At 76.4% G+C, this 14218-nt stretch carries 14 protein-coding genes; 1 reads left to right on the top strand and 13 read right to left on the bottom strand.

Annotated elements, in window-relative coordinates:
• Positions 1 to 15: 15 nt before the first annotated feature.
• From WDV86_RS14500 to WDV86_RS14470, 7 genes are read right to left on the bottom strand one after another with little or no spacing between them, the layout of a single operon-like run.
• The gene (locus tag WDV86_RS14500; protein WP_339568345.1) at positions 16 to 3171 is read right to left on the bottom strand and encodes a DEAD/DEAH box helicase; all 3156 of its coding nucleotides are present in this window, start codon (positions 3169 to 3171) and stop codon (positions 16 to 18) included.
• 21 nt (positions 3172 to 3192) lie between these two features.
• Entirely contained in the window at positions 3193 to 4209 is a 1017-nt protein-coding gene (locus WDV86_RS14495; RefSeq protein WP_339568344.1) for a diacylglycerol/lipid kinase family protein, read from the bottom strand.
• A 25-nt stretch (positions 4210 to 4234) separates the two neighbouring features.
• Positions 4235 to 5014, bottom strand: coding sequence for a twin-arginine translocase subunit TatC (gene tatC / locus WDV86_RS14490; RefSeq protein WP_339568343.1), 780 nt, complete (start codon positions 5012 to 5014; stop codon positions 4235 to 4237).
• A 51-nt stretch (positions 5015 to 5065) separates the two neighbouring features.
• Complete coding sequence (gene tatA / locus WDV86_RS14485; protein ID WP_339568342.1) at positions 5066 to 5353, bottom strand: Sec-independent protein translocase subunit TatA; 288 nt, start codon at positions 5351 to 5353, stop codon at positions 5066 to 5068.
• A 47-nt stretch (positions 5354 to 5400) separates the two neighbouring features.
• Complete coding sequence (locus tag WDV86_RS14480) at positions 5401 to 5715, bottom strand: hypothetical protein (protein ID WP_339568341.1); 315 nt, start codon at positions 5713 to 5715, stop codon at positions 5401 to 5403.
• Positions 5712 to 6755: a helix-turn-helix transcriptional regulator gene (locus WDV86_RS14475; RefSeq protein WP_339568340.1), complete on the bottom strand. Its 1044-nt coding sequence runs from the start codon at positions 6753 to 6755 to the stop codon at positions 5712 to 5714. Before WDV86_RS14475 ends, WDV86_RS14480 begins: the two co-directional genes overlap by 4 nt.
• Complete coding sequence (locus WDV86_RS14470; protein ID WP_339568339.1) at positions 6752 to 7726, bottom strand: helix-turn-helix transcriptional regulator; 975 nt, start codon at positions 7724 to 7726, stop codon at positions 6752 to 6754. Before WDV86_RS14470 ends, WDV86_RS14475 begins: the two co-directional genes overlap by 4 nt.
• A 29-nt stretch (positions 7727 to 7755) precedes the next feature.
• Here WDV86_RS14470 and WDV86_RS14465 point away from each other — a divergent pair, with 29 nt between their 5' ends.
• Positions 7756 to 9012 (top strand): DUF3866 family protein, encoded by a 1257-nt coding sequence (locus tag WDV86_RS14465; protein ID WP_339568338.1) that lies wholly within the window; start codon positions 7756 to 7758, stop codon positions 9010 to 9012.
• Positions 9013 to 9105: 93 nt separating this feature from the next.
• Here the strand turns inward: WDV86_RS14465 and WDV86_RS14460 are convergent, their stop codons facing one another.
• The 6 genes from WDV86_RS14460 to WDV86_RS14435 form a co-directional block, all read right to left on the bottom strand.
• Complete coding sequence (locus tag WDV86_RS14460) at positions 9106 to 9477, bottom strand: FKBP-type peptidyl-prolyl cis-trans isomerase (protein WP_339568337.1); 372 nt, start codon at positions 9475 to 9477, stop codon at positions 9106 to 9108.
• 102 nt (positions 9478 to 9579) lie between these two features.
• Entirely contained in the window at positions 9580 to 10536 is a 957-nt protein-coding gene (locus WDV86_RS14455; protein ID WP_339568336.1) for an FKBP-type peptidyl-prolyl cis-trans isomerase, read from the bottom strand.
• 137 nt (positions 10537 to 10673) lie between these two features.
• Positions 10674 to 12041, bottom strand: coding sequence for a Pup--protein ligase (pafA, locus tag WDV86_RS14450; RefSeq protein ID WP_339568335.1), 1368 nt, complete (start codon positions 12039 to 12041; stop codon positions 10674 to 10676).
• Positions 12042 to 12135: 94 nt separating this feature from the next.
• On the bottom strand, positions 12136 to 12906 hold the full coding sequence (prcA, locus tag WDV86_RS14445) for a proteasome subunit alpha (RefSeq protein WP_339568334.1): 771 nt from the start codon (positions 12904 to 12906) through the stop codon (positions 12136 to 12138).
• A complete protein-coding gene (prcB, locus tag WDV86_RS14440; RefSeq protein WP_339568333.1) occupies positions 12903 to 13799 on the bottom strand; it encodes a proteasome subunit beta in 897 nt (298 codons plus the stop codon). Before prcB ends, prcA begins: the two co-directional genes overlap by 4 nt.
• A gap of 98 nt (positions 13800 to 13897) precedes the next feature.
• A complete protein-coding gene (locus WDV86_RS14435) occupies positions 13898 to 14101 on the bottom strand; it encodes a ubiquitin-like protein Pup (RefSeq protein ID WP_339568332.1) in 204 nt (67 codons plus the stop codon).
• Positions 14102 to 14218 lie beyond the last annotated feature (117 nt).

Genomic DNA, 14218 nt, shown 5'->3' with positions numbered 1-14218 from the left:
GGCCGGGCGACCCGGTCAGGCGACCACCGAGTAGGCGACGACGCCCCGACGGACGCGCTCGACGGCCTCCAGCGCGGCCGCGCGCAGGGCCCTGTCCTCCCCTGCCGCCCCGGCGACCTGGTCGAGGAGGTCGACCGTCTGCTTGCACCAGCGCACGAAGTCGCCGGCGCCGAGCTCCAGGCCCTCGGCCTCCTCGAGCACCGTCGCGAGCGGGGCACCCTGGGCCCACCGCAGCATCGGCACCGCGAGGCCGACGTCCGGCGCCGACGTGGGCGTGAGGCCGTGGGCCCGCTCGCGGTCCTCCAGGTCCGACCACAGCCCGACGACCTCCCGCAGCGCGGCGCCGACGGCCCCGGGCGGGGTGCGCGGCCCGACGCCGACCTCCTCGCGCCGGGCCTCGAAGACGAGCGAGGTCGCGACGGCGGCCAGGCCCGCGGCGTCCAGGCCGGAGAAGATCCCCTCGCGCAGGCACTGGGCGACGAGCAGGTCCTTCTCGGCGTACACCCGCTTGAGGCGCCGCCCGGCGCCGGTGACCTCCACCTCCCCCGTGACGCGGGTGCCGTCGGGCGCCAGGTCGGCCTCGGCGGGAGGCACCTCCGCGAGGTAGCCGAGCTCGAGGAGCAGGTCGCAGACCTTGTCGAAGACCCGCGCGATGCCGCTGGTGCGACCCTCGATGCGGCGGACCAGCCCGTCGGTCTCCCCGCGCAGCGTCGACCACCGCTCGGCCCAGCGCGCGTGGTGCTCGCGGTCGGGGCAGCCGTGGCAGGGGTGGTGGCGCAGCCGGCGGCGCAGGTCGTCGAGCGTGTCCTCGCGCACCCTGCCCGCCTCGTCACCCGGGCCCTCGGGCCGGCCGTCACGGCGCCGGCCCTCCGCCCGCGGGCGTCGGCGCACCGCCTCCCCGCCCTCGGCGAGCACCGCGCGCAGGGCACCGGCGAGCTCACGGCGCGCCCCCGGGTCGCGGGCGGCGAAACCGGTGGGCACCTCCACCCGGCCGAGCACCTCCACCGCGCCCGGCACCTCGTGCGCGGACAGCCGGCGCACCTCGCGCTCCTCGGTGAGGACCGTGGGCCGCGGGCCCTCCAGGCCGCCGGCGGCGCCCGGGTCCAGGACGACGGCGGTGCCGGCGCGCCGGCCGCCCGGGACGCGGACGACGTCGCCGACGGCGAGGCCCTCGAAGGAGGACAGCACCTGCGCGCGCCGACGCCGTGAGGCCTCCCGGCTGCCCTCCTTCTCCAGCTCCGAGAGCCGACGGCGCAGGGCGGCGTACTCCGTGAAGTCCCCGAGGTGGCACGCCATCGCCTCGGCGTACCCGTCGAGCGCCTCCTCCTGCGTGCGCGCCTTGCGGGCGAGGCCGACGACGGCGCGGTCGGCCTGGAACTGGGCGAAGGAGGTCTCCAGCACCTCGCGCGCCCGGGCCCGCCCGACCGTGTCGACGAGGTTGACGGCCATGTTGGACGTCGGCCGGAAGCTGGAGCGCAGCGGGTACAGGCGCCGGCTCGCGAGGCCGGCGACCTGCTCGGGGTCCAGCCCCGGCTGCCACAGGACGACGGCGTGGCCCTCGACGTCGATGCCGCGGCGCCCGGCGCGGCCCGTGAGCTGGGTGTACTCCCCCGGCGTGATGCCGGCGTGGGACTCACCGTTGAACTTGACCAGCTTCTCCAGCACCACCGAGCGCGCCGGCATGTTGATGCCGAGGGCGAGCGTCTCGGTCGCGAAGACGCAGCGGACCAGCCCGCGGCTGAAGAGGTCCTCGACGACCTCCTTGAAGCGCGGGAGCAACCCGGCGTGGTGGGCGGCGACGCCGCGCTGCAGGCCCTCCAGCCACTCCCAGTAGCCGAGCACGGCGAGGTCGGTGTCGGGGATGTCGGCGCACGCGGCCTCGACGGTGGCGCGGATCAGGGTCCGCTCCTCCGGCGTGGTCAGCCGCAGCCCGGCGGCCAGGCACTGGCGCACGGCGGCGTCGCAGCCGTTGCGGCTGAAGACGAAGGTGATGGCGGGCAGCAGGTCGGCGTCGTCGAGCGCGGCGACGACGTGCGCCCGGCTCGGGGCGCGGTGGGAGGAACCCACCGGACCGCTCCCCTGCGCCCCCTGCCCGTGGCCGCCCTGCCCGCGGGGCCGGTGCGGCGGGTAGCCGCCCCGGCGCCGCCGGCCGCCCCGGGGCGGTGGGGCACCGCGCCCGCCCAGCGCCCGGGCGCTGCGGTCCTCGTCCCGCGCGATGGCCAGCAGCTCGGGGTTGACGGCCGGCCGGACGTCGCCGGCCTCCTCGGCGTCGACCGAGCCGCCGGCGACGGCCTGGTCCTGCGCGCCGACGAAGAGGTCGAGCAGCCCCGAGCGTCCGGTCAGCACGTGCTGCCACAGCGGCACGGGCCGCACCTCGGAGACGACGACCTCGGTGCCGCCGCGGACGGTGTCGAGCCAGGCGCCGAACTCCTCGGCGTTGCTGACGGTGGCCGACAGCGAGGCGATGAGCACCTCACGGGGCAGGTGGAGGATGACCTCCTCCCACACCGGTCCGCGGAAGCGGTCGGCCAGGTAGTGCACCTCGTCCATGACGACGTACCCGAGGCCCGCCAGCGCCGGGGAGGACGCGTACAGCATGTTCCGCAGCACCTCGGTCGTCATGACGACGACGGGCGCGTCGCCGTTGACGACGACGTCACCGGTGAGCAGCCCGACCCGGTCTGCGCCGTGGCGCTCGACCAGCTCGGCGTGCTTCTGGTTGCTCAGCGCCTTGATCGGCGTCGTGTAGAAGGCCTTGCGTCCGGTCGCGAGCGCGAGGTGGACGGCGAACTCCCCCACGACCGTCTTGCCCGCGCCCGTCGGCGCGGCGACCAGGACGCCGCGACCGGCCTCCAGCGCCCGGCAGGCGCGCACCTGGAAGTCGTCGAGGCGGAAGGGCAGCGCCTCGCGGAAGCGGGTCAGCTCGTCGGGAGCGGTGACCTCCGCCCTGCCGGTGCCCTGACCGCCGGTGGCCGGCCCGGCCCCGTCGGCCTGGCCGGCCGCCACGCCGGCGCCCACGTCGGCCTCGGCGCGGCGGCGGGCGGCGGCGTAGCGCGCGGCCGGCGGCAGCTCGTCGACCTCGGCGTCCCGGGCCGGCGCGGGGCGCTTCGTCCGCCCGCCGGGGCTGCCCTTGGGGCCGGTGCTGCCGGAGCGACGTCGTCGTGACGGCATGCGGCCAGCGTAGGCGCGCGCTCAGGACAGGACGCGCAGGCCCCCGGGGCGCACCTGCACCCGCAGGGGCAGGTCACCGAGCCGCTCGCCGTCGCCGAACGCCGGCGCCGGGCCGTGCGGGCGCCCGCGGCGGTCCCGCCCGGCCGTGGCCCTGCGGGGGGCGTCGGGCCCGTACCCCCCGCCCGCCTCGACGGACAGCTCGACCTCCCGGGCCCGGCGCACCGTGACGGCGGGGTGCTCGACGTGACGACCGCTGAAGACCCGCGGGAAGACGCGGGCGACCTCCCGCGCGGGCAGCGCGTCGACGGTCACGAGGTCGACCAGGCCGTCGCCGGGGTCGGCGTCGGGCGCGATCTGCATCCCCCCGCCGATCGAGGAGGTGTTGGCGACGGCCACGAGGAACGCCTCGCGCTCCTCGACCACGCCGTCGACGACGAGGCGGTAGCGCAGCGGCCGGTGCGCGGGCAGCTCGCGGGCGGCGGCGAGGACGTAACGGGAGCCGCCCCGGGGCCACCGCCAGCTGTTCGCGCGGGCGTTGACGGCGGCGTCGAAGCCGGCGGAGACGACGCCGAGCACGACCCGCTCGCCGTCGTCGGCCGGGGAGCCGTTGGCCTCGGGCGCGCCGGCGCCGTCGCCACCCGCGACGCCGAGGACGTCGACGGACCGGGCCCGGCCCTCCCGCAGGGCGGCGACGACCCGCCTCGTCGACGCCGCCGGGTCGCCCGAGGGCAGGCCGAGGCCGCGGGCGACGTCGTCACCCGTGCCCGCCGGGACGATGCCGAGCGGCAGGTCGTGAGCGGTGGCCACCTCGGCGCCGAGGTGGGCCATCCCGTCCCCGCCGACGACGACGACGGCGTCGGCCCCGGCCGCGGCGACGTGCGCCCGCCGCAGGGAGCGGGACGCGCTGCTGCCGGTCGCGTCGAAGACACGCACACCGAGTGCCTTCAGCACGTGGCGGGCGGCGTCGGCGGCGCCCTGGCCGCGACCGGCGCCTGAGGCGGGGTTGGTGAGCAGGCAGACGAGGGCCGGGTCGCTCACGCCCGTGATGCTCGCACGGCGCCGGTCACAGCGGGCTGACCTCCTCGTCGGCGAGCCCGCCGTACCCCTCCTCGCGGTCCCGGCGCGCGCGGCGGCGGTCGTTGAGCGCGGAGATGCCGATGGCGACGAAGAAGAGCAGCGTCATGGGGACCGCGAGGAAGAACATCGCCGTCACCTCGGGGCTCGGCGTGGCCACGGCGGCGAAGGCGAAGCTGACGACCACGACCCATCGCCACGCCCTGAGCATGCTCCGGGCCTGCAGGACGCCGATGACGTTGAGCGCCACGAGCACCACCGGCAGGAGGAAGGCGATGCCGAAGGCGAGCAGGATCCGCATGACGAAGCCGAGGTACATGCTCGTGTCGACCAGGTTGACGATGCCCTCGGGCGTCAGCTCGACGAGGAAGGTGACCGCGCGGGGCAGGGCCGTGTAGGCGAGGGCGACGCCACCGAGGAAGAGCGGGACGGACGCGGTGACGAAGGCGGTCGCGTACCGCTTCTCCCGCCGGGTCAGGCCTGGGGTGATGAAGGCCCACAGCTGCCACAGCCAGACGGGGCTGGCGAGCAGCACGCCGGTGAAGACCGAGACGCGCACCTTGAGGTCGAAGACACCGACGACGCTGCCGATGTTGAGGGTGACGTCGTCCTCACGCCCAGCCTCTGCGGCGGCGACGGCCAGCGGCCTGCCCAGGACGGCGAAGACCTCGTCGTAGAAGACCCAGCCGACGACGGACAGGACGGTGACCGCGACCGCCACCACGACGACCCGGTTCCGCAGCTCCCTGAGGTGGGCCCCCAGGGGCATCCGTCCCTCGGGGTTGCGCCGTCGCCGGCTGGGCGTCCGGATGGCCACCGGTCAGGAGGAGGGGCGGTGCTGCTGGTCTGCCTCGCGCTGGTGCTCGCGCGCCTCGTCGACCGCGCGACCCTCCAGGGGGCGGGGCGGCTCGGCGGGGCTCGACGTCCCGGTGCTCCCCGGGGAGGGACTCGGCTCGTCGGAGTCGTCGTCGCGCAGGCTCTTGACCTCGGTCTTCATGATCCGCATCGACTTGCCGACGCTCCGGGCCACGTCGGGCAGACGCTTGGCACCGAAGATGATGAGGACCACGAGGAGCAGGACGAGCAGGTGCCAGGGTTCGGGGCGCATCGAGGGCTCCTCGGACGACACGGCCGCCACGAGGGCGGCCCAGGGACTCAGTGGATGGTACGCCGCGCCCTTCCGGCCTGTCGGCGACGGGCACGCGTCCGCTGGGCCAACCGCTGGTTGCGGACGCGGCGGAGGGCGACGGGGTCGTCGAAGGCGGTCGCGACGACCGGCTCCTTCTCCTGCTCGGCACGCAGCCGCGCCACCTGCTCCGAGAGGGCGGCGGAGACCTCGCCGGCGCGGCCGACCTCACCCAGAAGGGCCAGCACCTTGCGCCAGAGGGCGAGGCCGAGGCGGACGAGGACGACGGCGGAGACCACGACGACCGCGGTCCAGAGCAGCACCCACATCCACCACGTGATCACTGCTCGACCCTAGCCGCGTGGGCCAGGGCGGCCCGGGCGGCCGAGGCGAGCTCCCCGGCGAGCCCGGGTGGCGAGACGACGACGGCCGCGCCCCCCAGGCGGAGCACGAGACGCCGCAGCCAGGCGTCGTCGGCGACCCGCAGGCGCACCCGCAGCCACGGCCCTTCCTGACCCGCCCGGGCGCGTGGGCTCGGGGCGACGTCCTCCAGCGGGTAGGAGTCGACGACCCAGCGGGCCGAGGGGGCCAGGTCCAGCACGACCAGCGGGAGGTCCTGCCCGGGGACGAAGAGGCGGTCGTCGAGCTCCGGGGCGAGCACGTCGGCGGGCGGGGTGCCGTCCTCGTCCAGCTCGCGGGCGGTGACGACGCGGTCGAGCCGGAAGCTGCGCACGTCCTGGGCGCGGTGGCACCACGCCTGGAGGTAGAAGTGGCCGTCGCGGGAGTCGAGCCGGACCGGGTCGACGTCGCGGTCGGTGGTCTCGTCGCGGGCCGCGGTGAGGTAGCGCAGCCGCAGGCGGCGGGTGCGGCGCAGGGCGCCGCGCACGGTGGCCAGGACGCCGGTGTCGGCTCCGGTCGCGAGGTCGAGCTGCACCGAGGAGGCAGCCGCGACGGCGTCACCGGCGGCCGCGGAGAGCTTGGCCAGCGCGCCCTCGAGCGCCGCGCTGTCCTCGACGCCCTGGAGGTCGGCGAGGGTTCGCAGGCCCACCAGGAGGGCCAGCGCCTCGTCCTGGCCGAGCCGCAGCGGCCGGGCGATGGCGTCGGCGTTGCCGAGGTAGACCCTCCCTGACTCCCACTCGGCCTCGATGAGGTCGCCGGGCATGTGACCCGGCGTGCCGCAGACGAAGAGGAGCTCCAGGTCGGTGACGAGCTGGTCGGTCGAGACGTCGAAGTGGCGGGCCGCCTCCTCCAGCGCGACGCCCTGGCGCTCCAGCAGCCACGGCACCATCGCCAGCAGCCGCGAGAGCCGGTCGGCGGCACCCGCTCCGGGCGCCGTCGCGGCGGGCCCGGCGATGCGTCCTGAGGCGCGGGCGGCAGGGCTCACGACGCCGCCCCGGGCGCTGCGTGCGCCGCGAGGACGGCGCGCCACCGCGCGACGACGGCCTCGGCCAGGTCGGGCGGAGCCAGCACGCGGACGTCCGCGCCGAGGCCGGCGACCTCGTCGGCCAGCTCCTCGACGTCGGCGAAGGGCACCTCCACCTGCTGCGCGTCGGCCGGGGCGCCGGCACGCAGGCGCAGCGCGGCCCCGGCGCTGCCGGTCAGCGCGAGGGAGGCGGTGCGCTCGGCGGGGGCGCTCGTGCGGCCGCGGACGAGGGCGCGGGCGTCCAGGTCGGCGGGCACCGGCTCGGTGGCGCCCGCGCCCGTCCGCGTGATGCCCGAGGCGACCCGGTCCAGGCGGAAGACCCGCGGCGCCCTGCGGTCGAGGTCGTACCCGACGAGGTACCACCGGCCGTAGCAGGAGGTGATGGCCCAGGGCTCGACCGTGCGCCGGGCCGTCTCCCCCGTCGACCCGGTGCGGTAGGCGAAGGCGACGGGCGCCTTGTCGCGGGTGGCGGCGTAGAGCGGGCCGAAGGCGGGCTCGGCCGTGCGCACGCGGGGCTCGACGCCGACGAGCGAGGCGTCGTCCGGCTCGACGCCGAGGGCGCGCAGCTTGACGAGCGCGCGGGAGGCGGGACCGGCCAGGCTGGCCTGCTGCCAGACCCGGGCGGCCAGGCCCAGGACGGCGAGCTCGGCGGGCGTGACGTCGATCGCCGGCAGCTCCCAGGCCTCGCGGTCGACGCGGTAGGCGGGCTCGTCGTCGAACCAGGCGTCCGCGGCGCCGGTGACGAGCGGCACGCCGAGGTCGCGCAGCTCCTCCTTGTCGCGCTCGAACATGCGGTCGAAGGCCTCGTCGCTGCGGGCCTCGGCGTACTGCGGCACGGCCTGGCGGATCTGGGCCTTCTGCAGCCACCGCCGGGTCGACAGCAGCGCGATCACCAGGTTGAGCAGGCGCTCCGTGCGCTGGGCGGCGGCCACGTCGCGACGCTACCCGTAGCGTCGCGGGCATGACCGAGGGCGACGCGCCGGGAGCAGACGGTGACGGCGTCGCCACGACGGACGGCACCGGCGTCCCTCACCCTCAGGCTGAGGTCGAGACTTCGGACCGGCGAGGCACCGTGCACTGGCGCCGCGGCGTCGTGACGGACGTGGTCCGTGAGTGGCCCGGGGTGCGGGAGGTGGCTGCGCGCCTGGACGCGTCGCTCCCAGGGACCGCAGCGACGACGGGTGCCGGCGAGCGGGGCGGGGACGCCGAGGAGGTGCGGGCGACGGCGCTCACGGACCTCGTCGGCGCCCCGGAGGTCGGCGACGAGGTGCTGCTGTCGGTCTCTGCCCTCGCCCGCGGGCTCGGCACGGGCGGGTCGGCCGGTGTCGTGGCCGTCCCGGGCCGGCTGCCGCCCGACCCGCCCCCCTCCCCGGGGCACCTCGTGAAGGCGCGGTACACCCCGCTGCAGGCGATGGTGCTCGGCGTCGACGAGCAGGAGTCGCCGCACCACGGGGTGATGGCGGAGGCGGACGACCTCGCGGGGCTGCCCGTCGTCGTGGCCGACCTGCACTCGGCGCTGCCGGCCGTCCTCGCCGGCTGGCGCGAGGCCAGGGCCCGCGTCGGCCTGCCGCCCGGGCGCTGCGTCTACGTCATGACCGACGGCGGGGCGTTGCCCGCGGCGCTCTCCCGGGCCGCGGCCGGGCTGCGCCGCGCAGGATGGCTCGACGCCGTCGTGACCACCGGCCAGGCCTTCGGCGGCGACCACGAGGCGGTCACGCTCCACACCGGGCTGCTCGCCGCCCGGCACGTGCTCGACGCCGACCTGGTCGTCGTCGCCCAGGGCCCGGGCAACCTCGGGTCCGGGACGCGGTGGGGCTTCTCCGGCGTCGCGTGCGGCGAGGCCGTCAACGCGACGTCGGTGCTCGGGGGGCGGGCCGTCGCCTCGCTGCGGGTCTCGGGCGCCGACGGGCGCGAGCGGCACCTCGGCGTCTCCCACCACAGCCTGACGGCCTACGGACGGGTGGCGCTGGCGCCGGCCGAGGTGGTCGTGCCGGTGCTGGGCGGTGCGCTGGGCGAGCGGGTGCGCGAGCAGGCGGCGACGTTGGCCGGGCGGCACCGCCTGGTCGAGGTCGGCGTCGACGGCCTGGACGAGGCCCTGGCCGTCAGCCCGGTGCGGCTGTCGACCATGGGGCGCGGCGTCGACGTCGACCCGGCGCCCTTCCTCGCCGCCGCGGCCGCCGGCCGCTGGGCGGCCTGCGACGCCGCGGCGACCAGCTGACCGGCCCGGTTCCCTGCCCCCGGTCGGTCGCCGGGACGCTGCGGCTGGCGCCGGACGCCCGCTCGGCGCGTCCTCGTCAGCGCTGCGGGCCGCTCAGCGCACCGCGTCCAGGTCGACGACGAAGACGAGGGTCTCGCCGGGGGCGATGACGGGCGGGGCGCCGCGGTCGCCGTAGCCGAGGTGCGGCGGGATGGTGATGCGGCGGCGACCGCCGACCCGCATGCCCTGGATGCCGGTGTCCCAGCCCTCGATGACCTGCCCCGCCCCGAGGCGGAAGGACAGCGGCTGGCCGCGGTCCCACGACGCGTCGAACTGGGTGCCGGTCGACCACGAGACGCCGACGTAGTGCGCCGAGACGGTGGCGCCGGCGACGGCCTCCTCGCCGTCGCCGACGACCAGCTCTTCGAGCTCGAGCGCGGCGGGCGGGTCGGTCGCGGGGATCTCGACGGTGGGCTTGTCGGCCACGGGGCAGCTCCTGGGAGTCGCAGGTAAGTCAGGGACGATGGAGGACGCCGCGAGAGGCGGCTGGTGCGAGGCGGGCCTCGGCCCGGCCCGCGAGCGCTCGCGTCAGCGCACGGCGGGCAGGGCCGCGAGGACGTCGACGACGAAGACGAGCGTGGAGCCGCCGGGGATGCCGCCGTTCTCCTGGTCGCCGTAGGCCTGGTCGGGCGGCGCGACGACGAGGACCTGGCTGCCGACGGGGACGCCGGCGAGCCCGGAGTCCCAGGCGGGGATGACCTGGCCCGCGCCCAGGGTGAAGACGAAGGGAGGCCGCTGCGAGCTCCACGTCGAGTCGAACTCCGACCCGTCGCTCCACAGCACCCCCTGGTACTGCACGGCGACGGTGTCGCCGGGCGCGGTGGGCTCGCCCTCGCCCTCGACCAGCGTCTCGACGCGCAGCTCCGTCGGCGGGTCGCCCTCCGGCACGGCGATGGTCGGCGCGCCGTCGTCGGCCAGCGTCACCTGCGGCAGCCCGTCCACGGGCGGCTGCGCCACGCCGGAGGCCCGGTCGGGCACCTCCACCGACCCCTGGACGTCCACCAGCAGGACGACCGAGCCGTCCCCCTCCTCCGGCGTCGCCGCACCGCCCTGGGCGCTCGGGAAGTCGGCCGGGCTGACGGCCACGAGCACGCGCGAGCCCTCCTGCTGCCCGATGACACCGGCAAGCAGGCCCTGGACGGTCGTCGACGGGTCGGCCAGCAGGGTCAGGCGTGTCGGCCCCTCGAAGGTGGAGGACAGCACCTCGCCCGACCCGCCGTCGACGGCCAGGACGTCGAGGGCGACGAGGTCGCCCTCCTCGACGGTGCGCCCCTCGCCCTGCTCGAGGACCTCGACCGAGGTCTCCGCGACGGTGACGGGGGTCTCCAGCTGCAGCTCCGGCGCCTCGCCGTCACCGCCGTCGGAGACGACGTCGACGCGGTCCAGGGGGGTGGAGGTGGACTCCCCGCTGCCGCAGGCCGCCACGAGGAGCAGGCAGGACGCCGCGGCCGCGAGCGCGCGGGCGGGGTGTGGCAGGTGTCGCACGAGGACCTCTCGTCGGGCCGGTCGCCCGGCGTCGTCGTCGGCCGGGGCTCCCGGCGCGACCCCGACGGTAACCGCTGACCCTGGCTCGTCCCTGGGTCCCCCGCCGGCACGGCGGGCCGGCGCCGCGGGTGAGCCGCTCACATGCTCGCGATGAGCCGTTCCACCCGGTCGTCGACGGCGGCGAACGGGTCCTTGAGCAGGACCGTCCGCTGGGACTGGTCGCCGAGCTTCAGGTGCACCCAGTCGACGGTGAAGTCCCGGCCGTGCTCGGTCGCGGCGCGCACGAAGTCCCCGCGCAGCCGGGCGCGCGTCGTCTGCGGCGGGTGCTCGGTCGCCGCGCTCACGTCGTCGTCGGTCGTCGTCCGGTCCACCAGGCCGCGGGCGGCGAGCTGGTGGTAGAGCCCGCGGGTGCGCGAGATGTCGTGGTAGGCGAGGTCGAGGCGGGCGACCCGGGCGCTGGCGAGGGTGAGGTCGTGCTTGCGCATGTACCGGTCGAGCAGCCGCTGCTTGATGGCCCAGTCGAGCTCGCGGTCCACCAGCGTCGGGTCCTGGGTCGCGACGGCGCGCAGCCCCCGCTCCCACAGGTCGAGCACCGCCTTCGTCGTCGCGGTGACCTCCCCGGCGTCGCCGCGCTCGACGAAGGCTCGCGCCCGCTCGCAGAACTCCCCCTGCACGTCCAGCGCGGTGACCTGCCGGCCGCCGGCCGTCCGCAGCAGACGCCGGCCGGTGAGGTCGTGGCTGACCTCGCGGATGGCGCGGATCGGGTTCTCCAGCGCCATGTCCCGCAGCGGCGCCCCCGCCTCGAGCATGCGCAGGACGAGGTCGACGGCGCCGACCTTCAGGGTCGTCGTCGGCTCGGCCATCGTCGAGTCGCCGACGATGACGTGCAGGCGCCGGTAGTGCTCGGCGTCGGCGTGCGGCTCGTCGCGGGTGTTGATGATGGGCCGCGAGCGCGTCGTCGCGCTGGAGACGCCCTCCCAGATGTGGTCGGCGCGCTGGGAGAAGCAGTAGGTCGCCCCCCGCGGGGTCTGCAGCACCTTGCCCGCCCCCACGAGCACCTGGCGCGTGACGAGGAAGGGGATGAGGACGTCGGCCAGCGTGCTGAACTCCCCGGCCCGCGGCACGAGGTAGTTCTCGTGGCAGCCGTAGGAGTTGCCGGCCGAGTCGGTGTTGTTCTTGAAGAGGAAGATCTCGCCCTGGACGCCCTCGTCGGACAGCCGCTGCTCGGCGTCGGCGACGAGGCCCTCGAGCACCCGCTCCCCCGCCCGGTCGCACGCGACGAGCTGCGCGACGTCGTCGCACTCCGGCGTCGCGTACTCCGGGTGGGAGCCGACGTCGAGGTACAGCCGGGCGCCGTTGGCGAGGAAGACGTTGCTCGAGCGCCCCCAGGCGACCACGGTGCGGAAGAGGTAGCGCGCCACCTCGTCCGCCGACAGCCGCCGCTGCCCCTGCGTGGTGCAGGTGACGCCGTACTCGGTCTCCAGGCCGAGGATGCGTCGCTCCATGACGAGAGCCTACGTCGGGCCCCCCGCACGGGCCGGGCGCGCCCGGCACCTCACCCCGCTCCGGCTCAGCGGCTCCCGCGCGGGCTCGGCGCCCTCAGGACCCCTGCGGTCGGGCCGGCGCGAGCAGGTCCGGGGCCGGTGGCAGGTCGGTCGTGCCGTCCTGCGCCGACAGCAGGGCCGCCAGCAGGGTCCCGGTGACCCGGCGGAAGGATCGCCGTGGCCTGCCCCGCTCGAGCACGGCGACCTCGAGCGACTCGGCCCCCAGCTCGCGGGCCGGTCCGGCGGCGGGGGCCGCGGGGTCGGTGGCCAGCACCCGGTGGGCCAGCGACAGCGCGTCGACGAGGGTGAGGTCGGGGCGCCACCCCTGCGTGAGCGGGCCGGAGAGGGCGTCGGCGGCCCCGCCGATGACGACGGCGCCGCGCTCGTCGGCCACCGAGCCGTCGTAGGTGAGCCGGTACACCTGGTCGGCCTCGACGCTCGCACCGACCTCGGCGACGACGATCTCGACCTCCAGCGGCTTGCTCTCGGTCGTGAAGACGCTGCCGAGCGTCTGCGCGTAGGCGTTGGCGAGCCCGCGGGCGGTGACGTCGGCCCGGTCGTAGGAGTACCCGCGCAGGTCGGCGTAGCGGACACCGGCCACGCGCAGGTTCTCGAACTCGTTGTACTTGCCGACGGCGGCGAAGGCGATGCGGTCGTAGACCTCGCTGACCTTGTGCAGCGCCCGCGAGGGGTTGTCGGCGACCAGCGCGATGCCGCCGGCGTACCCGAGCACGACCACGGAGCGCCCCCGGGCGATGCCCTTGCGCGCGAAGTCGGCCCGGTCGCGCATGAGCTGCTCGGGCGAGACGTAGAACGGCTGGCTCACGGCTGCTCCCCTCCCCCGGCTGCGCCGCCCAGGGCGCCGCGGACCTGCCGGCTGGTCGACGTCCGGTCGGCGAGCACCTGCTCGACCACCGCGGCGAGGCGCTCGTCGCCCACCCGGCGGTAGCCGGCCTCGTCGACGACGGCGACGACGGGGTAGATGCCGCGGACGAGGTCGGAGCCGCCGGTCGCCGAGTCGTCGTCGGCGGCGTCGTGGAGGGCCTCGACGGCCGTGGCGACGGCCTCGTCGGCGTCGCCCGTGGGCCGGTGCAGCTTCTTCAGCGCCCCGCGGGCGAAGACCGAGCCCGAGCCGACCGAGTGGTGCCCGCGCTCCTCGTAGCGACCGCCCGTGACGTCGTAGCTGAAGATCCGCCCGCGACCGGCGGCGAGGTCGTACCCGGCGAAGAGCGGGACGACGGCGAGGCCCTGCATCGCGAGACCCAGGTTGCCGCGGATCATCGTGGAGAGCCGGTTCGCTTTCCCGTCGAGGGACAGCACGGCCCCCTCGATCTTCTCGAAGTGCTCCAGCTCGACCTGGAAGAGCCGCACCATCTCCACGGCGATGCCTGCCGTGCCGGCGATGCCGACGCAGGAGTGGGTGTCGGCGGGGAAGACCTTCTCGATCTCCCGGTGGGCGATCATCGCCCCCGCCGTCGCCCGCCGGTCGCCGGCCATGACGACGCCGCCGGGGTAGGTGAGCGCCACGATGGTCGTGGCGTGCGGCGGGTCGAGCTCGGGGGCCAGCGTGCCGGCCGGCAACGGCCGGCGGCCCGGCAGCAGCGACGGGTCGTGACCGCCGACGAAGTCGGTGAAGGACGAGGCGCCCGGCACGAGGAAAGGCGCCGGGAGGCGACCGGGCAGAGCTCCCGGCGGCGGGGCTGGCGTCGCTGACGTCACGGGCCGACCCTAACCAGCGGTGCCGACGGCGGTGCTGGGGCCGGGCGGCGACGTCCCCGGTCGGGACCGGTCAGGACCTCTGGGGACGCGGGCGCCCGCTACTGGCCGCCCTTCTGGACGAAGGAGCGGACGAAGGTCTCGGCGTTGGCCTCGAGGACGTCGTCGATCTCGTCGAGGAGGTCGTCGACCTCGGTGTCGCCCTGGGAGGTCTGTGCCCCCGTCGCGGTGGGCGGCGGGGGCGCGGGCGCCTCGTCCGGCTCCTCGTCGCGGCGGTCGTGCCGGCGCTGCTCCTGGGCTGCCATGGCTGCTCCCTGCTGCTCGGGCCCTGGGCCCCACGGGCCGCTGCGGGCTCCCTCGCGAGCCGCTCGCGCGGCTCCGCTCCTGGCGATGGTAGGCGCCGCACCTGCTCCCGCGGCAGC

It is taken from the genome of Pseudokineococcus sp. 1T1Z-3 (assembly GCF_037482365.1).
Lineage (GTDB): Bacteria > Actinomycetota > Actinomycetes > Actinomycetales > Quadrisphaeraceae > Pseudokineococcus.
Note: the sequence above shows the minus strand (reverse complement) of the source record. Positions and strands in the feature narration are given on the sequence as shown.